Source organism: Nocardioides sp. BGA-UO-ETr-FS32 (assembly GCF_059567905.1).
On record NZ_JCAQOX010000014.1, the window covers coordinates 217,186 to 241,338 of the forward strand.

At 71.9% G+C, this 24,153-nt stretch carries 19 protein-coding genes; 11 read left to right on the forward strand and 8 right to left on the reverse strand.

Translation table 11 applies throughout. The features are described from left to right. Position 1 precedes the first annotated feature (1 nt). Genes AC57BS_RS10915 through AC57BS_RS10925 form a run of 3 tightly spaced genes read right to left on the reverse strand, consistent with a single transcriptional unit; the run spans position 2 to position 3,585 of the window. Entirely contained in the window at positions 2-2,041 is a 2,040-nt protein-coding gene (locus AC57BS_RS10915) for a glycosyltransferase (protein ID WP_496411466.1), read from the reverse strand. Between the two features lie 26 nt (positions 2,042-2,067). Further along, a complete protein-coding gene (locus AC57BS_RS10920; protein WP_496411467.1) occupies positions 2,068-3,063 on the reverse strand; it encodes a TlpA family protein disulfide reductase in 996 nt (331 codons plus the stop codon). Between the two features lie 36 nt (positions 3,064-3,099). Further along, positions 3,100-3,585, reverse strand: coding sequence for a DUF1707 SHOCT-like domain-containing protein (locus tag AC57BS_RS10925; protein ID WP_496411468.1), 486 nt, complete (start codon positions 3,583-3,585; stop codon positions 3,100-3,102). 84 nt (positions 3,586-3,669) lie between these two features. Here AC57BS_RS10925 and AC57BS_RS10930 point away from each other — a divergent pair, with 84 nt between their 5' ends. Both AC57BS_RS10930 and AC57BS_RS10935 read left to right on the forward strand, forming a co-directional pair. Beyond that, a complete protein-coding gene (locus tag AC57BS_RS10930; protein ID WP_496411469.1) occupies positions 3,670-5,034 on the forward strand; it encodes an MFS transporter in 1,365 nt (454 codons plus the stop codon). Between the two features lie 81 nt (positions 5,035-5,115). Beyond that, entirely contained in the window at positions 5,116-8,337 is a 3,222-nt protein-coding gene (locus tag AC57BS_RS10935) for a reprolysin-like metallopeptidase (protein WP_496411470.1), read from the forward strand. 35 nt (positions 8,338-8,372) lie between these two features. Here the strand turns inward: AC57BS_RS10935 and AC57BS_RS10940 are convergent, their stop codons facing one another. Genes AC57BS_RS10940 through typA form a run of 3 tightly spaced genes read right to left on the reverse strand, consistent with a single transcriptional unit; the run spans position 8,373 to position 12,164 of the window. Continuing rightward, positions 8,373-9,047: a hypothetical protein gene (locus AC57BS_RS10940; RefSeq protein ID WP_496411471.1), complete on the reverse strand. Its 675-nt coding sequence runs from the start codon at positions 9,045-9,047 to the stop codon at positions 8,373-8,375. 17 nt (positions 9,048-9,064) lie between these two features. Beyond that, the gene (locus tag AC57BS_RS10945; protein ID WP_496411472.1) at positions 9,065-10,222 is read right to left on the reverse strand and encodes a cysteine--tRNA ligase; all 1,158 of its coding nucleotides are present in this window, start codon (positions 10,220-10,222) and stop codon (positions 9,065-9,067) included. A gap of 49 nt (positions 10,223-10,271) precedes the next feature. Next, positions 10,272-12,164 (reverse strand): translational GTPase TypA, encoded by a 1,893-nt coding sequence (gene typA / locus AC57BS_RS10950; protein WP_496411473.1) that lies wholly within the window; start codon positions 12,162-12,164, stop codon positions 10,272-10,274. Between the two features lie 209 nt (positions 12,165-12,373). On the opposite strand from typA, the gene AC57BS_RS10955 reads away from it, so the two are divergent. After that, entirely contained in the window at positions 12,374-13,714 is a 1,341-nt protein-coding gene (locus AC57BS_RS10955) for a M4 family metallopeptidase (RefSeq protein ID WP_496411474.1), read from the forward strand. A gap of 75 nt (positions 13,715-13,789) precedes the next feature. Then, positions 13,790-14,788 carry a DNA topoisomerase IB gene (locus AC57BS_RS10960; protein WP_496411475.1) on the forward strand — a complete coding sequence of 333 codons (999 nt, stop codon included), beginning with the start codon at positions 13,790-13,792 and terminating at the stop codon, positions 14,786-14,788. A gap of 2 nt (positions 14,789-14,790) precedes the next feature. On the opposite strand, the gene serC is transcribed toward AC57BS_RS10960, so the two are convergent. Continuing rightward, the gene (gene serC / locus AC57BS_RS10965) at positions 14,791-15,912 is read right to left on the reverse strand and encodes a phosphoserine transaminase (RefSeq protein WP_496411476.1); all 1,122 of its coding nucleotides are present in this window, start codon (positions 15,910-15,912) and stop codon (positions 14,791-14,793) included. Between the two features lie 111 nt (positions 15,913-16,023). Between serC and AC57BS_RS10970 the strand changes: the two genes are divergently transcribed. The 3 genes from AC57BS_RS10970 (at position 16,024) to AC57BS_RS10980 (ending at position 17,617) form a co-directional block, all read left to right on the forward strand. Continuing rightward, positions 16,024-16,515 (forward strand): GNAT family N-acetyltransferase, encoded by a 492-nt coding sequence (locus AC57BS_RS10970; RefSeq protein ID WP_496411477.1) that lies wholly within the window; start codon positions 16,024-16,026, stop codon positions 16,513-16,515. A 10-nt stretch (positions 16,516-16,525) separates the two neighbouring features. Continuing rightward, positions 16,526-16,891 carry a thiol-disulfide oxidoreductase DCC family protein gene (locus AC57BS_RS10975; protein WP_496411478.1) on the forward strand — a complete coding sequence of 122 codons (366 nt, stop codon included), beginning with the start codon at positions 16,526-16,528 and terminating at the stop codon, positions 16,889-16,891. 87 nt (positions 16,892-16,978) lie between these two features. Beyond that, positions 16,979-17,617 (forward strand): VldE C-terminal domain-containing protein, encoded by a 639-nt coding sequence (locus AC57BS_RS10980; protein ID WP_496411479.1) that lies wholly within the window; start codon positions 16,979-16,981, stop codon positions 17,615-17,617. Here AC57BS_RS10980 and AC57BS_RS10985 read toward each other — a convergent pair. Next, positions 17,590-18,693, reverse strand: a complete 1,104-nt coding sequence (locus tag AC57BS_RS10985; protein ID WP_496411480.1) for a citrate synthase 2 — start codon at positions 18,691-18,693, stop codon at positions 17,590-17,592. The two genes, AC57BS_RS10980 and AC57BS_RS10985, sit on opposite strands and share 28 nt — an antisense overlap. Positions 18,694-18,884: 191 nt before the next feature. On the opposite strand from AC57BS_RS10985, the gene pdxH reads away from it, so the two are divergent. From pdxH to AC57BS_RS11005, 4 genes are all read left to right on the forward strand, one after another. After that, entirely contained in the window at positions 18,885-19,523 is a 639-nt protein-coding gene (gene pdxH, locus AC57BS_RS10990; protein WP_496411481.1) for a pyridoxamine 5'-phosphate oxidase, read from the forward strand. An 86-nt stretch (positions 19,524-19,609) separates the two neighbouring features. Continuing rightward, complete coding sequence (locus tag AC57BS_RS10995; protein ID WP_496411482.1) at positions 19,610-20,197, forward strand: TetR/AcrR family transcriptional regulator; 588 nt, start codon at positions 19,610-19,612, stop codon at positions 20,195-20,197. Further along, positions 20,197-21,930: an ABC transporter ATP-binding protein gene (locus AC57BS_RS11000; protein ID WP_496411483.1), complete on the forward strand. Its 1,734-nt coding sequence runs from the start codon at positions 20,197-20,199 to the stop codon at positions 21,928-21,930. The genes AC57BS_RS10995 and AC57BS_RS11000 overlap by 1 nt, the downstream gene beginning before the upstream one ends. Positions 21,931-21,995: 65 nt before the next feature. Further along, positions 21,996-23,987 (forward strand): ABC transporter ATP-binding protein, encoded by a 1,992-nt coding sequence (locus AC57BS_RS11005; protein WP_496411977.1) that lies wholly within the window; start codon positions 21,996-21,998, stop codon positions 23,985-23,987. The last annotated feature ends 166 nt before the right edge of the window (positions 23,988-24,153 follow it).

A 24,153-nucleotide genomic window follows, 5' to 3' on the forward strand; every position in this document is an offset into this window, starting at 1 on the left:
TTCAAGCCTTCGGGTGAGTGTGCTGGTCGATCGTCAGCAAGCTGCGGAATCGTTCCGCTGCCTGGTCCCACATCACATGACTGGGATGACCTTGCCGAACGTGCTCCTGCCCTCGTGAAGCGATCGTCAGCCTCAGGTGGGGATCGTCACGTAGTCGAACCATTGCCGAGCGCAGGTCACCAGCGTCACCGACGGTCGGCATCAGCGCAGTGGTTTCTGCTGAAAAGTAGTCAGACATCGCGGCGGTGTTGCTCACGATGACCGCACAGCCGGATGCCGCGGCGTTGAGTGCCACGGTCTGACCAGTGGGGTAGGCGTAGTCGTGGGTGGGAACGATGACCACCTGGGTGCGACGCAGGAGGTTCCTGTACTCATCGGGAGGTAGGACGCCGCCCGGTTCGATGTTGGGGGGGAGCTCCAGCGACTCGGCGCGTGCGGGTGTGGTGAGCAGCTTGACTCTGAGATCCGTGCCCTCCACTGCTCGGATGAGGGTCGGGTAGTCGCGGCCCCGGTCAACACCGACGGCAAGGAACTCGACGTCCCGGTGCGAGGTGACGTCACCGCTGAAGAAGTCGGTCGAGATCCCGAAGGAGAGGCAGACGAGCTGCTCGGGGCGAGCACCGTTCGCGAGGAAGATGTCGCGCTGGTTGCTGCTCAGGAAGAGGATGAGGTCTGATGCCTCGACGACTCGACGTGCTCGGGCCCTGCTGCGTGCATCGCCGGTACGGAGGTCCTCGGCCGCCCAGCACACCAAGGTGAAGATGGGCTTGTTCCGATACGGGCCGGGCAGCCGATGCAGCAGCGCCGGAAGCTCAGCCCAGTGCTCCCACACGGCAAGCGTGGCGTCGGCGCGCCGGGCTGCGTGCCATGCGCGCAGAGGCTGGAGCCGCACGCCGGTGCGGTGCTCGATCACCGTCGTGATCTTCGTGGGTGGGTAGCGTGGCGCCTCGATCAAGCGGATGCCGTGCTCCTCGAGGCGTTCCATCCCGTAGGGGAGTCGGCTGGGCCGGATCCGGTCGGCGTACTCGCGCTCGTGCTGATCGAGACTCATGTCGTAGATGACGTTGAGGGTGATCGGCAGGTCAGTGCTGTCCCGCACCCAGGCGGTCGCTCCTGACCGGCGCCCTCCTGCCGCAGCAGCCTCGACGGCAAGTGACACGGTCTTGCCGCGCACGGTCCGCGGAATCCAAGGCAGCAGACGGTCCAGCCGTCGGCCCCACTCGCGGGCGGCTCTGTGGGACGCCATGCTGCGTGCCCCTCGAGACACCAGGTGGTCCCACGGCGATCGTCCATCGGAGCGGAGATCGTCGACGGCTCCAGGGTGACGGTGGTCGAGGGCCTGCTCGGAGGCGCCGGACGTGAACGCCCGCGCCACCCGCGACTCGGCGTCGGGGGCAGGCCCGCGGTGCTCGATCTCGAGCTCGGGGTCGATGACGATCTCGACTCCGCAACGAGCCAGACGCAGCCCGAGCTCGGAGTCCTCGCGGTAGGTCACGGTCGGGTCGAATCCGCCGGCGGCGTCGTACGCCGCCTTCGGCACGGAGTTGCACGCCGCCCAGTGCAGCCACCTCTGCTCGGGCGGGCGTGCGTACGCCTGGGCGATCAGGCGCTCGTTGGCGGGCCTCCCGTACGCCGTCGCGTAGGGCGTGTCACGGAAGACGTCCCGGGTGAGCGAGACGACGCCGAGTGGCGGGGCGCCCGCTGGGCGCGCCCGGTGGCGGGCGAGGTGTCCCGCGAGGAAGCCGGGCCGGGGCGCGAGGTCGTCGTCGCAGCGGAGCACGATCTCGCCGAGCGCCGCGTCGTAGCCCGCCGCGAGGGCGGCGGACACCCCGTCGCCGCCGGCTCGCTCGACGATCCTCAACGGGACGCGACCGGCGTACGCCTCGACGATCTCGCGGCTCCCGTCGATGTCCCCGTCCAGCACGAAGAGGACCTCCCACGGCTCGTCGACCTGCTGGGCGGCGAGTGCCTCGAGGAGCACCGGGAGCCGTGTCGCACCGCCGCGAGTGGGCACCACGACGGACAGGGCGAGATCGGGCACCCGCCGATCGTAGGTGGCCTGCGCGTTCACTCGGCCGGGCTCGGCTGCTCCGTGAGCACGCCGAGGACGTCCTCCACGAACGCAGCCACCTCGTCCTCCCCGTCCACCGGACCCCCTGCGAGGTAGCCGTCGGCGCCGAGCAGGACCGCCGCGGGCGCGGCGACGGAGAAGACACGACGGACGTTGAGCTCCGGCTCCCAGGCGGCGAGGTCGTACGCGTGCTCCCCGGCCGCCCGCGCCGACGCCTCGTCCGGATAGATCGCCACCACGCCGACGGCCGGAGCGAGACGGGCTGCCCAGTCGTCCAGCTTCGCCGCGGTGCGTACGCACGGCCCGCAGCCGGGGTTGAGGACGACGAGGAGCCGGGCCTGGACGGCGGCGAGCTGCGCGAGGCTCGTGCTCGTGCCGTCGTGCAGGGTGAGGGCGCCGTACGGGGTGGCCTGGCGCTCGTAGTCGAGGAGGTCCTCGTCGCTCGGACCTGCGGCAGCCGCCCCAGAAGGCGCACCGACCACCAGGACCGCGACCGTCGCCGCGGCGCCAGCGGCCGCGAGCGCCCACCAGCCCGCGCCGTCCAGGGCGCCGAGGGCCGACGGCACCGATCCGCCGTCCAGAGCGAACCACACGACCGCGGCGGCGAGCACGGTCAGGAGCACGTTGCGGACAAGGGTCGTGGTGTCCACCTCGTGCCGGCCGATGCTCCCGAAGCAGCTGCACGTCACCGGCTCGTCGAAGGTGAGCGCCCGCGTGACGAGCGCGGTGTAGGCCAGCATCAGCAGCAGGACCACCAGGGCGACCGGCGCCAGCCAGCCGGACGGGGCCACGACCAGCAGGGCCGCTGCGGCGATCTCCACCCAGGGCAGGGCCGCGGCAGCGACGTCGGCAGGCACGATCGCCGGCACCCGGAGCGCGGTGAAGGAGTCCCGGGTCGCGCGGCGGTCACGGAGCTTGGCGACGCCGCTCGTGAGCAGCACGGCCACGAGGGTCAGCACGACCACGAGCGCGGCGACAGGTGCCTGCGACATGTGCGAAACCGTACGGCTCTGGCGAGGTGACCCCCGTCAGTGCCTCGGGTGCGCCCAGCGGTAGAGGGCGATCAGGCCGGGCAGGAAGATCACCAGCAGCACGATCCCGAAGACCTTCTCGCCGACGCCGTCGCCGAACAGCACGAACAGCGAGCCGCCGAGGACGAACGGTGACGTGAGCAGCCCGACGATCCAGAAGACCAGCCGGGGCAGGAACCCGCGCTCGGGACGCTCGGTCCACATCGCGCTCGTCCCGCTCGGGGCGAGTCCGGCGAGCACGTCCTCGAGGTCGCCGTGCGTACGGGCCGTGAGGGCGCGCGAGGTGCGCTCGTCGAGGTCGGCCGGGGTGAGGCGTCCCTGGCTGAAGGCCCTGTTGAGCAGCTCGCAGACCCGCTCCCGCTCGGCGTCGGACGCCAGCGTCGCCTCCCGGGCGGCCTCGGCGCGGTCGCGGGCGGCCATCCACATGCGCATGGCCTCGTCGCCGGGGCCCGACCCGGGTGTGGCGCCGCTGGGGGTGGTCATGCGGCTCAGGGTAGGTGCTGGTCGCGCCGCACGGCGGCACTTCGGAGGGAACAACCGCACTCCATCCGCTGTTGTCCTTCCTCGATGAGCCCAGCACCCGACGCCGCCCCCGACACCGCGGCCACGACCGCACAGGCGGACGACTCGCGTCGCGTCTCGCTGCTGCTCGGGCTCCTCTTCGGCCTGGCCGGCATGGGGTCGTCGAGCGCCGCGGTGGCGCTGGCGCTGCTCGGCGAGGACCTCGGCGTCAGCTCCGGCCTGGCGGCCTGGGCGATCAGCCTCTACGTCCTGATGCTGGCGGTCACCACCGCCCTCTACGGCCGGATCTCCGACCTCGTCGGCGTCCGCGGTCCGCTGCTCGCGGGACTGGTGCTCATGTCGATCGGCGCGCTGGTCGCCGCCCTCGCGCCCACCTTCGAGGTGCTGCTCGGCGCGCGCATGCTGCAGGGCGCCGGCGCCGCGGCCGTCCCGACGCTCGGCGTGACCATCCTGTCCGCGAAGTACACCGGCGAGGTGCGCGGACTCGCCTTCGGCCGGCTCGCGGGAGTCGCAGCGGCGGTCAGCTGCCTCGGACCGCTCATCGGCGGGCTCGTCGAGGCGGCCTGGGGCTGGCGCGCCGTGATGGCGCTGCCGATCCTCGGCGCGCTGGTCGTGCCGCTGCTCTGGCGGGCCCTGCCGACCGGTGGCAGCGGCGCCCGGCTCGACGTCATCGGCGCGATCCTCGTCGCCTTCACCGCCGCCGGCATGGTGCTGCTCGTGCAGTCGCCCTCGGCGGGCCTGCTGGTGGCCGCCATCGGAGCCGGGCTGCTCGTGCTGGGCGTGCCCGCCGTACGTGCGACCGTGCGCCGGCGCCCCGACGGCTTCCTCCCGGTCGAGGTCATCCGCAACGCCACCGTCGTCCGCAGCGCGGTCGCGGCGTCGGCCGTCCCCGCGTCGTGGTTCGCGATGCTCATCGCGCTGCCTGCCGTGCTGCTCGCCGAGGGCTGGGAGGCGTGGCAGGTCGGCCTGGCCATGGTGCCCAGCGCCGGCGTGGCGTTGCTGGTCCCGCGGGTCGCCGGACCGATGCTCAACCGGATCGGGCCCAGTCGCGCCCTCGCCGTCGCGGGCCTGGTGGCCTCGGCCGCGCTGCTGGTGGCGACGGTCGGTGCCTGGGCGACGAGCGCGACGGTGCTGGTGGTCGGCATCATCCTGGTCACCTTCGCCTTCGGCCTCGGCCAACCTGCCCTGAGCGCCGTCGTCGGCGACGCGGTCCACCAGGACGTACGCGGGGTCGCGCTGGGCGTCTCGACGTTGCTCTTCCTCATCGGCGGCAGCGTCGGCTCCGCCGTGGTCGCGGGCATCAGCGGACCGCTGGGCATGCCCGTGGCGCTGCTGGTACTCGCGGTGCTGCCGCTGCTCGGCCTCGTCGTGCTGGCGCCCACGCTGCGCGCGGAGCCGGTCGCGGACTGACCGGACCCGCTACCAAGGAGGGATGGCGCGGGTCTGTCGGGCAGACCTACGCTGCGAGCTCCGCCTTCGAAGGAGCACGTGTTGTCGTCTCGGGTACGTCGTCTCGCCGCCAGTCTCGCCCTCGTCGTGGGAGCAGGTGCACTGAGCTCGATCGTCCCGGTCGCCGCCGCGCCCGACGACCGTACGTTCGCCCCGCTGCGGGGGTTCGAGCCCACCGGCTCCAGGATCCGCGTGGAGCCGCGTGCGTACGCCGCCACCCGCGTCGACCTCGCCGCCCTGCGCGCCGAGCTGCCGCGCAGCGGTGGGGCCGTGGTGCAGGTCCCCGCTCCGGACGGGTCGCTCCAGGACTTCCGCGTCGAGCCGACGCAGCGGATGGAGTCGGGGCTGGCCGCCGCCAACGCCGACATCCGCACGTGGTCCGGCGTCGGCATCGACGACCCGCGCGCCACGATCGCCCTCGACGTCACGCCGATGGGCTTCCACGCCTTCGTCCGCACGCCCGGCGGCCTCGGCGACTGGTACGTCGACCCGGCCTACAACCGGCGCGGCACCACGACGCACCTGAGCTACAGCGCCGTGGCGCTGCCCGCGCCGGAGCAGCGCCGCGCCGAGGGTGAGATCGAGACGATCCGCGAGGCCGTCGTCGCCGCCGCCGAGGACCGCACGACGGAGCGCTCGACGGGCCCGGGCCAGCCGGTGCAGCGCCACTACTACCGGCTCGCGCTGACGTCCGACCCGTCCTACGCCGCCTACTTCGGCACCGACAACGTGCTCGCGGAGAAGGTCACCCTGATCAACCGCGTCAACCAGATCTACAACGACGACCTCGCCACCGAGCTGCGTCTCGTCGAGGGCACCGAGCTGCTCAACCTCGACACCTACGCCGAGGCGACCGGAGCCAACGGCCCCTGCGGCGTCGCCCCGTGCTTCGAGCCCTACGACGACAACGGCACGCCCGACGTCCCGGCTGACGACACCCCGAGCGAGCTCGACTTCTGCGACGTGCCGACGCTCGGCAAGAACCGCACCGTCCTCGGCCAGCTCATCGGTGCCTCCAACTACGACGTCGGCCACGTCGCGCTCGGGGTCAACGGCGGCGGCATCGCCTACCTCGGCGTCGTCGGCGGCGACTACAAGGGCGGCGGCTGCACCGGCCTGCCCGAGCCCAAGGGCGACTTCTTCGCCATCGACTACGTCGCCCACGAGATCGGCCACCAGTTCGCCGGCAACCACACCTTCAACGGTGCGCTCGGCGCGTGCGGCGGCAACATCTCCGAGGCCTCCGTCGAGCCCGGGTCGGGCTCGTCGGTGATGGCGTACGCCGGCATCTGCGGCCAGGACGACCTCCAGCCGCACACCGACCCCTACTTCTCCTTCCTCACCATCGACGAGGTCGACGCCTACCGCGCGGTCGCCTACGACAACGTCGAGGTCCGGACAGTCTCGCTGACCGAGGGCTTCGGTGTCGGCGACAGCCTCGTGCTGGGCTTCGACGGCGACACCACGACGGTGCCCTTCGCGGCCTACAACACGGCCGGCCTCGACGTCGCGATCGAGGGCCTCACCGGGCGCGACGTCTCCATCGCCCAGTGGGGCTTCGACCAGTTCGGCTACACCCCCGTCGTCGGCATCCCCGACGAGCGCGGCTTCCAGGTGATCTTCAACGACGTGCCGTCGATCATCCCCGGTCCCGGTGACGTGCTCGACGACGTCGCCGAGCTCACCGTCGAGCCCGGTGGCGTGACCGGCTTCGTCGGCGAGACCTCGCGCGGCGGCCCGGCCCAGAACGACGGCGTTCCCGTCCCGGGCCAGCCCGACGTCGCCGACAACGCCGCCCCCGTCGTCGTCGCGCCCGACGACAGGACTGTCCCCGTCCGTACGCCCTTCGCCCTCACCGGGGTCTCCGGCACCGACGCCGACGGCGACGAGCTGGTCTACCTCTGGGAGCAGACCAACGCAGGCGAGGGCACGCGACTGGCGAGCAACCTCAAGGAGTACGGGCCGCTCTTCCGGGTCTTCGGTGACGACGCCGTGGTCACCGACGCGGGCACGCTGACGAGCCCGTCCCCGGGCCTGAACATCGCCGACGGCAGCATCACGCGGGTGTTCCCCGACATGGCCCAGGTCCTGGCCGGCAACACCAACGCGGCCTCCGGCACGTGCCTGACGCCGACCGGTCCCACCAACCAGCAGCTGCCCGACCCGCTGCTCGACTGCTACTCGGAGTTCCTGCCGACGGCCGACTACCTCGGCAGCGCCGACGGCGGCGGCGACCGCGTCATGAGCTTCCGGCTCACCGCGCGCGACCTCTTCCCCAACGGCGGCGGTGTCGCCTGGGACCACGTGGAGCTGACCGTCGACGACTCCGCAGGTCCGTTCCTCGTCACGTCGCAGGCCGCACCCGGTGCGACCGTCGCGGGTGGTTCCGCCGTCCCCGTGACCTGGGCCGTCAACGACACCCAGGGCCTCGCCTCCTCGGTGAGGATCTCCCTGTCGACCGACGGCGGTGCGACCTTCGGCACCGTGCTCGCGGCGTCGACGCCCAACGACGGCTCGGAGACCCTCGTCATGCCCAACGTCACCGCGGGCGACGTACGGATCAAGATCGAGGCGGTCGGCAACTACTTCTTCGACGTCAACGACGCGTCGTTCGCCCTGGCCGCCGCCCCGGGCACCACCGACCCGACGACCCCGCCCCCGGGAGCCCCCGACACCACCATCACGTCAGGGCCCGCGGACGGCTCCGTGGTGCTGGAGCGCCGCCAGTCGATCACCTACGCCTCGACCGTCACGCCGGCGACGTTCGTCTGCCGCGTCGACGACGACACGGTGCCCTGTGACGCCACCGGGCTGGAGCGTCGCTTCCGCGCCGGCACCCACACCGTCAGCGTCGCCGCGGTCAACGCCGCCGGTGTCGCCGACCCGACTCCGGCGACCGTCACCTTCACGGTGCCCCGCGACGAGAGCACCTTCGCGCGGAAGGGCTCGTGGGACCGCAAGAAGGACCGGCGCGCCACGTTCGGTGACTACATCACCTCGCGCACGAAGGGCTCCGAGCTCGTCACCCGGGTCCCGGCCACCGACCGCATCGTGCTGGTCTTCGGCAAGGTGAAGAACGGCGGCACCGCACGCGTGTTCCTCGGCAAGCGCAAGCTCGGCGTGGTCCGGTTCGCCGGCGGCCGCGCCTTCGGTCAGCTGCGCACCTTCGAGCTCGGCAAGGCCCGCAAGGGCAAGCTGCGCATCGTCGTCGCGAAGAACAAGCCCGTACGCATCGAGGCCCTCGCCGTCGTCACCACCGACTGATCGCGGCCCGCGGGCGGCCCCGTGTCGGCCCCGCGTCAGCCCTGCGTCGAGCGAGCCCGCTCGGCCAGGGCGACGGCGGCGCGCTGCACGACCGGCAGCTCCTCGGGGTCGCGGGCGGCCTCGTGGGGCACCGCGCCGCCGAGCAGCGCGGCGGGACTGGTGAGCCAGATCCACACGCGCCACGGGTCGACCGCGGCGAGCAGCGGCTCGAGCACCGTCAGCAGCTCGGTGCGCACCTCGCCCGTCTCGTCGAGCTGGAACCTGGGCACCAGGATGGCCCCCTCGTGCCCGACGAGCAGGAGCGTGCGCCGCTCGGCCGCCTTGTGCACGGCGAAGCGGGCGGCGTTGGTCGAGACGCCCCTCAGCGCGGCGACCCCGGCGTAGTCGAGCCAGCCGCCGTCGAGGAGCTCCTGCCGCAGCCGGGTCTCGCGGCGCAGCCGGACCAGCGCGACCGGTACGGCGTGGGCGGGGTCGTCGCCCTGCGCGCGCAGCAGCCGGTCGAGCTCGGCCAGGCGCTCGGCGCCGAGCTGCTCGCCGGTGGCGGGCTCGGTCCAGCGCACGTCGGCGCCCGCGCGCTCGTACGTCGGCAGCCCGGCCGGGGCGAGCTGGTCGGCGAGGCCGAGCTGCTCGAGCCAGGCGGCCAGCTGTTCGGCGAGCTCGGGGTCGGTCTGGGCGGGCGGGCTGCGGCGGTGGTCGGGCGAGTCGCTCACGGGCCCAGCCTTCCACGTCAGAGCCTGAGCACCGCCAGCAGCGTGCGCGCGGCCTCGCCGCCGTCGCGGAGCGCGACGCCGATCGCGGCAGGCACGTCGAGGTCGGCCAGCAGGGCGGCGACCACGCCGGCGCCGTCACCGTCGGGGGGCGCCGCTGCCGCGCGGAGCCGGGCCAGCAGGTCGGTGGCATCGGCGAGCTCCGCGGCCGTGTAGTCCCACGGGTCCGACCACCTGCGGTTGAGCAGCATCAGCCGGATGGCGGAGCCCTCGTGCTCGGCCAGCAGGTCGCTCACGTGGACGAGGTTGCCCGCGGACTTGGCCATCTTGGCGCCGTCGACGAGCACGGTGCCGACGTGGAGCTGGCGGCGGGCGAACGGCCGGGTGCCGGTGGCCGCCTCGAGGATCGCGGCCTGGTAGGCGTGGTGGGGGAAGGCGAGGTCGGCGCCGCCGGCGAGCACGTCGACCGAGGCGCCGAAGACGGTGGCCGCCATCGCCGAGCACTCGACGTGCCAGGCGGGCCGTCCCCAGCCCCACGGGCTCGGCCACGCAGGGTCGGTGTCGCCCGAGGACCTCCACAGCGGCACGTCCCACCTGGTCTCGCGCCCGTCGTCGGCGTCGTCCCCGAACTCCGCGAGGGCGGCCGCCGCCTGCTCCTCGCCCAGCCCGTGGCGGTCCAGGTCGTCCGGTGCGCGAAAGAACACCGTCCCGCCTACGACGTACGCCGCGTCGGTGCGCAGCAGGGCGTCGGTGAGCTGGACGACCTGGGTGACGTGGGCGTGCGCCTTCGGGGTGAGGTCGGGGCGGGCGACGGCCAGCGCACGCATGTCGCGATCGAACTGGAACTCCTGCATCGCAGCCATCTCGTCGTAGTGCTGCGCGGTCCGCGCAGCCGCCGCTGTCAGCACGTCGTCGACATCGGTGACGTTGCGGCTGCTCACCGTCTTGACCTCGAGCCGGCGGGCGAGCGAGACGAGCAGGTCGCTCCACACGAAGGTGGCCGCGTGGCCGAGGTGGGTCACGTCGTAGGGCGTGATGCCGCAGGTGTAGATGCGCATCGTCCCGGTCAGGGGGAGCGGCTCCCCGGCCAGCACGAGGTCGGCGGCGCGCGGTCCCGACGCCTGCGGCAGCACGTACCGACCCTCGCGACCCATCACCCCGGGCACCATCCGCTCCATGCCTCGATCATGCCCCAGGACGAGGACGCCCGGTCGGATGCGGCCGGACCTACTTGTTGGCCTTGCGCGCGCGGCTCGCGGTCTTGGCGCGCGCGTTGGCGTCGAGCACGAGCTTGCGGATGCGCACCATCTCCGGGGTGACCTCGACGCACTCGTCCTCGCGGCAGAACTCCAGGCACTGCTCGAGGGAGAGGCGCTTCGGCGGGATCAGCTTCTCGAAGTTGTCGGAGGTGGCGGACCGGATGTTGGTCTGCTGCTTCTCCTTGGTGATGTTGACGTCCATGTCGTCGGCGCGGGAGTTCTCGCCGACGATCATGCCCTCGTAGACCTCGGTGGCGGGCTCGACGAAGAGCACGCCGCGCTCCTGCAGCGACGTCATGGCGTACGCCGTCGCCGCGCCGGCGCGGTCGGCCACGAGCGAGCCGTTGTTGCGCGAGCGGATCTCCCCGGCCCACGGGAAGTAGCCCTCGGAGATGTGGTGCGCGATGCCGGTGCCGCGGGTCTCGGTGAGGAAGTCGGTGCGGAAGCCGATCAGGCCGCGCGAGGGGACGACGAAGTCCATCCGGACCCAGCCGGTGCCGTGGTTGGTCATGCCCTCCATGCGGCCCTTGCGGGCGGCGAGGAGCTCGGTGATGGTGCCGAGGTACTCCTCCGGCGCGTCGATGGTCAGGCGCTCGAACGGCTCGTGCAGCTTGCCGTCGATCTCGCGGGTGACCACCTGCGGCTTGCCGACGGTGAGCTCGAAGCCCTCACGCCGCATCTGCTCGACCAGGATCGCCAGCGCGAGCTCGCCGCGGCCCTGGACCTCCCAGGCGTCGGGGCGCTCGGTCGGGAGGATCCGCAACGAGACGTTGCCGACGAGCTCGGCGTCGAGGCGGTCCTTGACCAGGCGGGCGGTGACCTTGGAGCCCTTGACCTTGCCGACCAGCGGCGAGGTGTTGGTGCCGATGGTCATCGAGATGGCCGGCTCGTCGACGTGGATGAGCGGCAGCGCGATCGGGTTCTCGGCGTCGGCGAGCGTCTCGCCGATGGTGATCTCGGGGATGCCCGCGATCGCGACGATGTCACCGGGGCCGGCGGACTCGCCGGGCTTGCGCTCGAGGCCCTCGGTCACCAGCAGCTCGGTGACGCGGACGTTCTTCACCTCGCCGTCGCGACGCATCCACGCCACGGTCTGGCCCTTCTTGAGGGTGCCCTGGTGGATGCGCAGCAGCGCGAGGCGGCCGAGGAACGGCGAGGAGTCGAGGTTGGTGACGTGGGCCTGCATCGGCGCGTCGTCGTCGTACTGCGGGGCGGGGATGGTCTCGAGGATCGTCTTGAAGAGCGGCTCGAGGTCGCTGCCCTCCGGCATGGAGCCGTTCTCGGGCTGGACGAGCGAGGCGATGCCGGCCTTGCCCGAGGCGTACACGACCGGGAAGTCGAGCGCGTCCTGGCTGTGCGACTCGTCGAGCAGGTCCATGAACAGCTCGTAGGACTCGTCGACGACCTCGCTGATGCGGGCGTCGCTGCGGTCGGTCTTGTTGACGACCAGGATCACCGGCATGTCGGCGTTGAGCGCCTTGCGCAGCACGAAGCGCGTCTGGGGGAGCGGGCCCTCGGAGGCGTCGACGAGCAGCACGATGCCGTCGACCATCGACAGGCCGCGCTCGACCTCGCCACCGAAGTCGGCGTGACCGGGGGTGTCGATGATGTTGATGACCATCGGCTCGCCGCCGCCGGCCGGGCCGGCGTAGTGGACGGCGGTGTTCTTCGCGAGGATGGTGATGCCCTTCTCGCGCTCGAGGTCGCCGGAGTCCATGACGCGGTCGGCGACGCTCTCGGCCTGGTGCGCGGTAAAGGCGCCTGCCTGGCGCAGCATCGCGTCGACCAGCGTGGTCTTGCCGTGGTCGACGTGGGCGACGATCGCGACGTTGCGCAGGTCGGAGCGGGACTGGGTGGACATGCAGGAGCCTTCCGGGCGGAGACAGGGCTGTACGAGGGCGAACGAGGCCCGTAGGGCCGGGCGCGGCCGGCACGGCCGCAGCGTGTCGAGTCTAGTGCGCGGGGCGGCAGATCGGGATTTGGCGGACCCAGCGCGATCGGGTGTGACCAAGGCCTCCCGCTTCGCCGAGGCCCCTTCCGGCTGTCGGACCGGACGGGTAGACCTGTCCCATGACCTCTCGGGACACCCACGCCGCCCCTGCTCCCCGCTGCACCTTCATCCCGCCTTGGCTGGCCGAGCGTGTCGACGGCCCGGAGGCCGCCGAGCGTGACGAGGCGGTGCGGCGCCTGCGCGCGCAGCGCGGGGTCGAGGCCCGCGCCGCCAGCGCCGCGGCCGCGGAGGGGGTCGGCGAGAGGGTTGCCGTCGCCCCGGTGTGGACGGTCCACGACGCGGGGTCGTCCACCTCGCTGCCGGGCACGCCCGCCCGCCGCTCCGGCGAGCCCGACACCGGGGACGTCGCGGTCGACGAGGCCGCCGCCGGCATCGAGGCGACCCTGCAGATGTTCCTCGAGGACCTCGCGCGCAGCTCCCACGACGGCGCCGGCGCACCGGTGAGCCTCACCGTCCACTACGGCTCCGACTACAACAACGCCTTCTGGGACGGCACCCAGCTGGTGTTCGGTGACGGCGACGGCCGGGTGTTCGAGCGGTTCACCAAGCCTGTCGACGTGCTCGCCCACGAGTTCTCCCACGCGGTCATCGAGCACACCGCCGACCTGACCTACCGCGGCCAGTCGGGCGCACTCAACGAGTCCGTCGCCGACGTGTTCGCGTCCTGCCTCAAGCAGCGGCTGCTCGGGCAGGAGGCCGCCGACGGCGACTGGCTGATCGGGGAGGGGATCTTCATGCCGTCCGTGCAGGCGCGGGCGCTGCGCGACATGGCGGCCCCCGGCACGGCGTACGACGACCCCGAGGTCGGCGCCGACCCGCAGGTCGGCCACATGGACGACTACATCGTGACCACCGCCGACAACGGCGGCGTTCACCTCAACTCCGGCATCCCCAACAGGGCCTTCCACCTCGCGGCCCTCGCAGTCGGCGGCAGGGCGATCGAGGGTGCCGGCCGGATCTGGTACGACGCGCTGGTCGGCGACGGGGTCCCCCGCGGTGCGGACTTCGGCACCTTCGCGGCGGCGACCGTCGCCGCGGCCGGCGAGCACGCCGACGCTGTACGCGAGGCGTGGCGGCAGGTCGGCGTCGAGCCTGGCCGCCGGTCGGTGCCTGCGTCCGACCCGCAGCCCGCCGGTCGTCTGCGCGTCGAGCGCAGCGGGGGCTTCGCGGGTCGCTCGGAGGCGGCCGAGGTCGACGTCGAGGCCTCCGGGCTGGGTCCGCTCGTCTCGGCGGCGGTCTCGTCCGCGGCGGCCAAGGACGCCCGGCCGCTCCCCGACATGTTCGTCTACACGTTCATCGTCGAGGGACACGAGCCGGTGCGGGTGCCCGAGCACCTGCTCACCGACAGCCAGGCCGAGCTCGCCCGGCAGGTGCTGCGACCAGGCACGTCCGAGATCTGACGCCGCGAGGGCGCGGCCCCGGAGACCTCCCTCCGGGTGTCCGCCACCACCCGGGTCGACCAGTAGGTTCACCGCATGCCGCGACTGAGGCGTACGTTCCCCGACCAGCCCGGCTGGACCCGACGCCGGGCCGGCAAGGGCTTCACCTACCTCGACCAGCACGGCAAGCGCCTCGACGACGAGCAGGTGCAGCGCTGCAAGGACCTGGTCATCCCGCCGGCGTGGACCGACGTGTGGATCACGCCCTACCCCAACGGCCACCTGCAGGCCGTCGGCACCGACGACGCCGGGCGCAAGCAGTACCTCTACCACCCGCAGTGGCGCGCGAGCCGGGACGCCGCGAAGTTCGACCGGATCCTGGTGTTCGGCAAGGCGCTGTCCAAGGCGCGCGAGCGCGTGCTCGCCGACATCGGGTCCGAGGGGATGTCGCTGGAGCGCGCGTGCGCGGTCGCCGTGCGCCTGCTCGACCTCGGCTACTTCCGGATCGGCAACGACATCTACACCGACACCCACGGCTCCTTCGGCCTGACCACGATGCTCAAGGAGCACGTCTCGCGGCAGGGCAAGGCGCTGCGCTTCAGCTTCGTGGGGAAGTCCGGGGTGGAGCACGACATCACCATCGACGACCCGTCTGCGACCGAAGCGCTCGACGTGATGCGCCGCCGGCGCGGCGGGGGCGACAGGTTGCTCGCGTGGAAGGACGGCCGGCGCTGGAAGGGCCTGTCGTCCGCCGACGTCAACGACTACATCCGCACGTGCTTCGGGATCGAGGCCACCGCCAAGGACTTCCGCACGTGGCACGCCACCGTCATCGCCGCCGACGCGCTCGCCGAGACCGAGGAGCCGGGGAAGTCCAAGGCGTCACGCAAGCGTGCCGTCGCGAGCGCGATGAAGGAGGTCTCGGAGTTCCTCGGCAACACCCCCACCCTCGCGCGGACGTCGTACGTCGACCCGCGGGTGGTCGAGGCCTACGAGCGCGGCCGCACGGTCAAGGTCCGGGGGAAGTACGACACGGACGATGCCCGGCAGGCCGCGCTCGAGCGGGCGGTGCTCAAGCTCCTCAACGCGGGCTGACGTCAGCTGTTGGCGACGACGAAGTCGATCGCCGCGGTGAGCTTCTCGACGTCGGCGGGGTCGATCGCGGGGTACATCGCGATCCGTAGTTGGTTGCGGCCGAGCTTGCGGTAGGGCTCGGTGTCGACGATGCCGTTGGCCCGCAGGGTCGCGGCGATCGCGGCGGCGTCGATCGAGTCGTCGAAGTCGATCGTGCCGATGACGAGCGAGCGGTCGGCGGCCTCGGTGACGTACGGCGTGGTCCAGGCGGTGCGCTCGGCCCAGCCGTAGAGCGCGTCGGAGGAGGCCGTGGTGCGCTCGACCATCGCCTTGAGCCCGCCCTGGCCGTTCATCCAGTCGAGCTGCTCGGCCATCAGGAAGAGGGTGGCGACCGACGGGGTGTTGTAGGTCTGGTTCTTCGAGGAGTTGTCGATGGCGGTCGGCAGGTCGAAGAACGGCGGGACGTAGCGATCGCTCGCCGCGATCTCCTCCGCGCGGGCCAGCGCGCGCGGCGACATCAGGGCGATCCAGAGGCCGCCGTCGGAGGCGAAGCACTTCTGCGGGGCGAAGTAGTAGGTGTCGACCTGGTCGAGGTCGACGGGCAGGCCGCCGGCGCCGGACGTCGCGTCGACCAGCACGAGCGCGTCGTCGTCGATCCCCGACGGGCGGCGTACGGGCGCCATCACCGCGGTGGACGTCTCGTTGTGCGCCCAGGCGTAGGCGTCGACGCCGTCCTCGGCGACCGCGTCGGGACGCGAGCCGGGCTCGCTGGTGATGACCGACGGGTCGGCCAGCCACGGCGCCTTCTTGGCCGAGGTGGCGAACTTGGAGGAGAACTCGCCGAACGACAGGTGCTGGCTCTTCTCGCGGATCAGGCCGAAGCACGCGATGTCCCAGAACGCAGTCGCACCGCCGTTGCCGAGCACCACCTCGTAGCCCTCGGGCACGTCGAACAGCGCGGTGAGGCCCTCACGCACCCGGCCCACCGTCTTCTTCACCGGCGCCTGCCGGTGGGAGGTGCCCATCAGTGACGCGCCGGTCGCGGCGAGCGCGTCGAGGTGGCTGGTCTGGATCTTGGACGGCCCCGCACCGAAGCGGCCATCGGCCGGGAGCAGGTCGGCGGGGATCTTCAGGGCGTCGGTCATGGAGGAACCTCACGTGGGATCACGGTGGACACGGAACGGCGGTCCTGACGACGCTGTCAGCAGCCCTAGTGTGTCACCCGCGCGCACGCGCCACACGACAGGGGACGAAGCATGGACGACCACGCCACGCGCATCGAGCGGGTCGCCATCACGCACCCGGACGCGCAGGTGCTGATCGAGGCCGTGCAGGCCGAGTACGTCGCGCGCTACGGCGGCCGGGACGAGTCGCCGATCGACCCGGCCGACTTCGAGGACCCGCTCGGCCAGTTCTTCGTCGCCTACCTCGATGGCGCACCGGTAGCGACCGGCGCCTGGCGACGCAGCTCGGTGAGGGCGCTCGGCGCCGAGGTGACCGCGGAGATCAAGCGGATGTACGTCGTCCCGTCCGCGCAGCGCCGCGGGCTCGCCCGCCGGATGCTCGCCCACCTCGAGGCGACGGCGGCCGCCGCCGGCATCGAGGCGCTGGTCCTGGAGACCGGGATGAAGCAGCCCGAGGCCATCACGCTCTACACGTCGTCCGGCTACGAGCCGATCCCCGGCTTCGGCCACTACCGCGGCTCCGAGCTGAGCCGCTGCTTCGGGCGGGTCCTGCCACCGACGTAGTCTGGACGTCGTGGCCCGCGGACTGATGCTCAACGACGCCGACTGCGGCTTCTGCATGCGCACCGCACGGCTGGTGCCGCGTCTCGGCGTCGACGTCGACGCCTCCACGGTCCAAGCCGCCGACCTCGCCGCCCTCGGCGTCGACCCGGCCCGCGCGGTCGTGGAGATGCCCTACGTCCACCCCGACGGCCGGGTCGACTACGGCCACCGCGCCTTCGCCGCGATCCTGCGCACCGGACCGCTGCCGTGGCGCGCCGTCGGGCGCCTGATGACCGCCCCGGGCGTCGACGCGGTGGCGCGCCGGACGTACGCCTGGGTGGCCGCCAACCGGCACCGGATGCCGGGCGGCACGGCCGCCTGCGAACTACAGCGGTGATGTTCTGACGATCCCCTGACGCCTGAGCGGGGGGCCGCTTACGGTCCCTGTGCCAGATGTGGTCACAGGGGAAGGTGGGACGTCTCGATGCGAGCGCCACTGCGTGCCGTCACGCGAGTCGCGGGCACGTGCGTCGTCGTGCTCGGCCTGCTCTCCGGCAGCCCGGGTGCCGCGGTGGCCGACGAGCCGAGCAGCCGGCGCGGCACCGTCACGTCCTCGGCGCCGTACCTCATGCCGATGGAGCCGTACGCCGGCTACCAGCCGCAGACCACGTGCAGGCAGACGCCGAAGCCCGGGGTGCTGATGCTCGCGGACTGGCTCGTCGCGCGCGGCGGAGGCTACGGCACGATCGCCCGCTCGTGCGCCGGGTCGAGCCGAAGCGAGCACAAGGAGGCGCGCGCCTTCGACTGGATCCTCGACGCGACCGACCCGGCCCAGAAGGCGCTGGCCGACGCGATGATCGACGAGATCCTCGCCCCCGACGACACCGGCCAGCCGCACGCGCTCGCCCGCCGGATGGGGATCATGTACGTCATCTGGGACGACCGGATGTACGCCTCGTACGACGGGTTCGTCGCCAAGCGCTACCTGAGCTCGGGCTGCCGGACCAGGCGCAGGTGCTCGCCCACCCTGCGGCACCGCGACCACGTGCACATCTCGCTCACGCGCCGTGGCGCGAAGGGCAGGACGTCCTGGTACTACGCCCAGGCCTCGTCCCAGCCCTGAACCTCGCTCGCCGGTCGGGTGCTCGGCCCGGCGTAGACGGCGGACGGCCGGATCAGCCGGCCGGTCGTCTTCTGCTCGAGGATGTGCGCCGACCAGCCGCCCGTGCGGGCGCAGGTGAACATCGAGGTGAACATGTGCGCCGGGACCTCGGCGAAGTCGAGGACGATCGCCGCCCAGAACTCGACGTTGGTCTCGAGCACCCGGTCGGGGCGACGCTCGCGCAGCTCGGCGAGGGCGGCCTTCTCCAGCGCCTCGGCCACCTCGTAGCGCGGGGCGTCGAGCTCCTTGGCCGTGCGGCGCAGCACCCGGGCGCGCGGGTCCTCGGCGCGGTAGACGCGGTGGCCGAAGCCCATCAGCCGCTCGCCGCTGTCGAGCAGCTCCTTGACGTAGGACGAGGCGTCGCCGTCGCGCTTCTCGACCTCTTCGATCATGCCGAGCACGCGGGACGGGGCGCCGCCGTGCAGCGGTCCGGACATCGCGCCGATGGCCCCGGAGAACGCGGCGGCCACGTCGGCGCCGGTGGAGGTGATGACGCGCGCGGTGAAGGTCGAGGCGTTCATGCCGTGCTCGGCCGCCGACGACCAGTAGGCGTCGATGGCGTGCGCGTGACTGGGGTCGGCCTCGCCGCGCCAGCGGATCAGGAACCGCTCGGCGAGGGTGCGACCCTGGTCGACCTCGGCCTGGGCGACGACCGGCTTGCCGAGGCCGCGGGCGGACTGCGCGGCGTACGACAGCACCATCACCGCGACGCGTGAGAGGTCCAGGCGGGCCTGCTCGTCGGAGATGTCGTAGGTCTGGCCCATCCCGAGCATCGGCGCGAGCATCGCGACGGCGGCCTGCACGTCGGCGCGGACGTCGCCGGTGTGGATGGAGATGTTGTAGGGCTCGGCGGGCGGCAGGCCGGGGGAGTAGGCGCCGTCGACCAGCAGCCCCCAGACGTTCTCGAACGGGACGCGGCCCACGAGCTCCTCGATGTCGACGCCGCGGTAGCGCAGCGCCGATCCCTCCTTGTCGGGCTCGGCGATCTGCGTCTCGAACGCGACCACACCCTCGAGGCCGTGCTGGATCTCGGTCATGCCACTCCTTCGTGGTCCTCCGTGCATCAGGCGCCCCGGGAGACTGCACGGGACGGCTCATTGTGCACCCCGGCCCCTGGAGCCCGGATCTCGATACGCCCTGCCGCGTCCTCGCAGGCTCGGCCGCGGGGCTACTCGATCTCCCTCCACACGCCGGGCTCTCGTCCCTCGTGCCCGACTAGTGTCGGGACATGGACCTCTCCGGACTGCGCGAGGAGTACGGGCGCGGCGGGCTGGACCTGCCCGACCTGGCCGACGACCCCATCGAGATGTTCGAGCGGTGGCTGCGGCAGTCGCTTGACGCGGGCATCCACGAACCCAACGCGATGGTGGTCTCCACGGTGTCGCCCGACGGTCGGCCCTCGAGCCGGACCGTGCTGCTCAAGGGCGTCGGGCCCGGTGGTTTCGTCTTCTACACCAACCACGCCTCGCGCAAGGGCGAGGAGCTCGCCGCCAACCCGCGATGCGCGCTGCTCTTCCCGTGGTACGCCCTCGAGCGCCAGGTGCGCGTCGAGGGCGTCGCGACCACGCTCGACGCCGCCGAGGTCGAGGCCTACTTCCGGTCGCGCCCCCGCGGCGCCCAGCTGGGGGCGTGGGCGTCGGCCCAGTCGAGTCGGGTGGACTCGCGCGCCGACCTCGCCGCGGCGTACGCCCGGGCGCACGAGCGGTTCGGCGACGACGGTCCGGTGCCGGTGCCTCCGACGTGGGGTGGCTACCGCGTCGCGCCCGGGGCCGTCGAGTTCTGGCAGGGGCGGCCGAGCCGGATGCACGACCGACTCGTCTACCGCCGCGACGGTGCCGGCTGGGACGTCGTACGGCTCGCGCCGTAGGACCTGGGCGCCCCCATCCCGCCGACTCGCCCGCCCGGCACACAACCCGCTTGTGAGTGAGCGCTCACTCACTTACGCTAGGCCGGGTGACTCCCCGCGCCCGCCCGATGACCCCCGACGACCGTCGCGAGTCGCTGGTCGACGTCACCATCCCGTTGCTCCACGAGCACGGTCGCGCGGTCACCACCCGCCAGATCGCCGACGCGGCCTGCGTCGCGGAGGGCACGATCTTCCGGGTTTTCGAGTCCAAGGACGACCTCGTCACCGCGGCGGTCGAGAAGGCGCTCGACGTGGAGCCGTTCCTCGCCGACCTCCAGTCGGTCGACCTCGACCAGCCGTTGCGGGAGCGGCTCACCGACCTGTGCTCGCGGCTGCAGGAGCGCTTCCGCGGCATCTTCGCGCTGATGACCGCGATGGGGATGGTCGGACCGCCCAAGGCCCACCGGCACATGGAGGAGCGGCGACGAGTCGTCGAGCAGGTCATGGTCGCGGTCGTCGAGCCCGACGCCGACCTGCTCACCTGCACCCCGGAGCAGCTCGTGCACATGCTCCGGATGCTGACCTTCTCCGGGACCCACCCGCACATCAGCGACGGGCACCTGCTCACCCCCGACCAGATCGTCGGCACGTTGCTCGACGGCGTGCTCAAGCCCACGACGGGGAAGGAGTCCTGATGCTGCTCCGACTCGTCCGCACCTATCTCCGGCCGTACGCCGCGCCGCTCGCCGCCGTCGTCGCGCTGCAGTTCGTCGGCACCATGGCAGCGCTCTACCTGCCCAGCCTCAACGCCGACATCATCGACAACGGGGTCGTCACCGGCGACACCGGCTACATCGTGCGCCACGGCGGGCTGATGCTCCTCGTCTCGCTGGTCCAGATCGTCTGCTCGATCGCCGCGGTGTGGTTCTCGGCGCGCAACGCGATGGGCTTCGGCCGCGACCTCCGGGCGGCGATCTTCCACCGGGTCGGGTCCTTCTCCGCCCGCGAGGTGCAGCACTTCGGCGCCCCCTCGCTGATCACCCGCGAGACCAACGACGTCCAGCAGGTGCAGATGCTGGTGCTGATGGGCGGCACGTTGATGGTGTCGGCCCCGATCATGATGGTCGGCGGCATCATCATGGCCGCCCGCGAGGACGTCGGGCTGTCGTGGCTGGTCCTGGCGGTGGTCCCGGTCCTCGGCGTCTCGATCGGGCTGCTCGTGCGCCAGATGGTGCCGAGCTTCCGGCTCATGCAGGAGCGCATCGACGAGGTCAACCGGCTGCTGCGCGAGCAGATCACCGGCGTACGGGTGGTGCGCGCGTTCGTCCGCGAGGACCACGAGACCGAGCGGTTCGGCGACGCCAACGCGGAGCTGACCGACGTGGCGATCCGGGCCGGTCGCTGGCAGGCCGCGATGTTCCCGACGGTGATGATCGTGGCCAACGTCGCCACGGTCGGCGTGCTGTGGTTCGGCGGGCAACGCGTCGAGGACGGCCAGATGGAGGTCGGCGCCCTCACCGCCTACATCTCCTACCTCATGCAGATCGTGATGTCGGTGATGATGGCGATGTTCATGCTGATGATGGTGCCGCGCGCCTCGGTGTGCGCCGACCGGATCACCGAGGTGCTCGACACCGAGTCGTCGGTCCCGAGGCCGACGGACCCCGTCACCGACCTCCCCGAGCGGCTCACCCTCGAGCTCGAGGGCGTCACGTACGCCTACCCCGGCGCCGACCAGCCGGTGCTGCGCGATGTCTCGCTGGTCGCCGCGCCCGGCGAGACCGTGGCGATCGTCGGGTCGACCGGCGCCGGCAAGTCGACGCTGGTCAACCTGGTGCCGCGCCTCTTCGACGCGACCGGAGGAGCCGTACGCATGGGCGGGGTCGACGTGCGCGACGTCGACCCCGAGACGCTCTGGTCCGAGCTCGGGCTGGTGCCGCAGAAGGCGTTCCTGTTCCGCGGGACCATCGCCGACAACCTCCGTTACGGCAAGCCCGACGCCACCGAGGAGGAGATGTGGGCGGCGCTCGACGTCGCCCAGGCGAGGGACTTCGTCGAGGCCATGCCCGAGGGTCTCGACTCCGAGGTCGCCCAGGGAGGCTCCAGCCTGAGCGGCGGGCAGCGCCAGCGGATGGCCATCGCCCGGGCGGTGATCCGCCGGCCGCGGATCTACCTCTTCGACGACTCCTTCTCCGCGCTCGACCTCACCACCGACGCGCGGCTGCGGGCGGCCCTGCGGCCGGTGACGCGCGAGTCGGCCGTGGTCATCGTCGCGCAGCGCGTGGCGACCATCCGGCACGCGGACCGGATCGTGGTGATGGACGACGGCATGGTCGTCGGCACCGGCACCCACGACGAGCTGCTCGAGACGTGCTCGACCTACCAGGAGATCGTCCGGTCCCAGCTGACCGCCGAGGAGGTCGCATGAACACCCCACGACCTTCTTCTCCTCCGCTGCGCTCCCCCGAACAACGCCGCGGGGACCCCGGGACCATGAGCACCGACGCACCGGCCAGGCCGGGCACGCTGAAGGAGACCGAGCGCGTGCAGACCGGTCCGGGTGGTCCCGGTCGCGGCCCGATGGGCGGGGGGATGATCGGCCAGAAGGCCGACACGTTCTGGCCCTCCCTCGAGCGGCTGCTCGCGCGCCTGCACCCGGAGCGCCGGAAGGCGTACGCCGTGCTGGTCCTCACCGTGCTCAGCGTCGCCGCCACGGCGGTCGGTCCCTGGATCCTGGGCCGCGCCACCGACCTCGTCTTCGCCGGCCTCATCGGCAAGGACGTCCTCGCGTCCGGGGCCACGCAGGAGCAGGCGGTCGACGCGCTGCGCGCGCAGGGCGAGGACGACCGGGCCGACATGCTCGCCTCGATGGACCTGACAGAGGGCGTCGACTTCTCGGCCGTCGCCGACGTGCTCCTCGTCGTGCTCGCGGTCTACGTCGTCGCGTCGCTGCTGGCGTGGATCGGTGGCTGGCTGCTCAACGACGTCGTCCAGCACACGGTGCTGCGGATGCGCTCCGAGGTCGAGGACAAGGTGCACCGCCTCCCGCTCGGCTACTTCGACAAGCAGCCGCGCGGCGAGCTGCTGAGCCGCGTCACCAACGACATCGACAACATCAGCCAGACGCTCCAGCAGACGATGAGCCAGATGCTCAACTCGCTGCTCACGGTGCTCGCGGTCCTGGCGATGATGTTCTGGATCTCGCCGGTGCTGGCGATGGTGGCACTGGTCTCGGTGCCGATCTCGATGTACGTCACGGGCGCGGTGATGAAGCGCTCGCAGGGCATGTTCATCCAGCAGTGGCGGCGTACGGGCACGCTCAACGCCCACATCGAGGAGACGTTCTCCGGCCACGCGATCGTCAAGGTCTTCGGCCGCCAGGCAGAGGCCGAGCGCGTGTTCGCCGAGCAGAACGACGAGCTCTACCAGGCGTCGTACGGCGCGCAGTTCGTCAGCGGGCTGATCATGCCGATCATGATGTTCGTCGGGAACCTCAACTACGTCGTGATCGCCGTCCTCGGCGGCCTCCGGGTCGCCAGCGGCACCATGTCGCTCGGTGACGTGCAGGCGTTCATCCAGTACTCCCGGCAGTTCACCCAGCCCCTCACGCAGGTCGCCTCGATGCTCAACCTGCTGCAGTCGGGTGTCGCCTCGGCCGAGCGGGTCTTCGAGCTGCTCGACGCCGAGGAGGAGTTGCCCGAGGCCACCGGCCGCCCGGCGTCCGCAGCCGACGCCCGCGGAGAGGTGCGCTTCGAGGACGTGTCGTTCTCCTACGACCCCGAGCGGCCTCTCATCGAGCACCTCTCGCTGGTCGCCGAGCCCGGCCACACCGTGGCGATCGTCGGGCCGACCGGTGCCGGCAAGACGACGATGGTCAACCTCGTGATGCGGTTCTACGACCCGCAGTCCGGACGCATCCTGATCGACGGCGTCGACATCACCTCGATCCCCCGCGAGGGGCTGCGCGGCCGCATCGGGATGGTGCTCCAGGACACCTGGCTCTTCGCCGGGACGATCCGCGACAACATCGCCTACGGCCGCCCGGACGCCACCGAGGAGCAGATCCTCGAGGCGGCTCGGGCGACCTTCGTCGACCGCTTCGTGCACTCGCTGCCCGACGGCTACGACACGGTGATCGACGAGGACGGGTCCAACCTGTCCGCGGGCGAGCGCCAGCTCGTCACGATCGCCCGCGCGTTCCTCAAGGACCCGGCGCTGCTGATCCTCGACGAGGCCACCTCCTCGGTCGACACCCGCACCGAGCTGCTGCTCCAGCACGCGATGGCCGCGCTGCGCTCGGACCGCACGTCCTTCGTGATCGCGCACCGGCTCTCCACGATCCGTGACGCCGACCTGATCCTGGTGATGGAGGAGGGCTCGATCGTCGAGCAGGGCTCGCACGAGGAGCTGCTCGAGGCCGACGGTGCCTACGCCCGGCTCTACCGCTCGCAGTTCGAGTCGGCCGTCGAGGACGTGGTGGCTTAACCCGTTGAGCGGCCCCGCGCGTCGACGTACGGTGGTCTCACACAGAAGGGAGGTGATCCGAAGAATGATTTCTTTTCGGATGAGTGAGGTGGCTGCCCGCTAGGCAGCCCCGGTCCGCCGACAGCTGCCGGCGAATCCACTGCAGCCACCCGACCCGCAGGCCCCC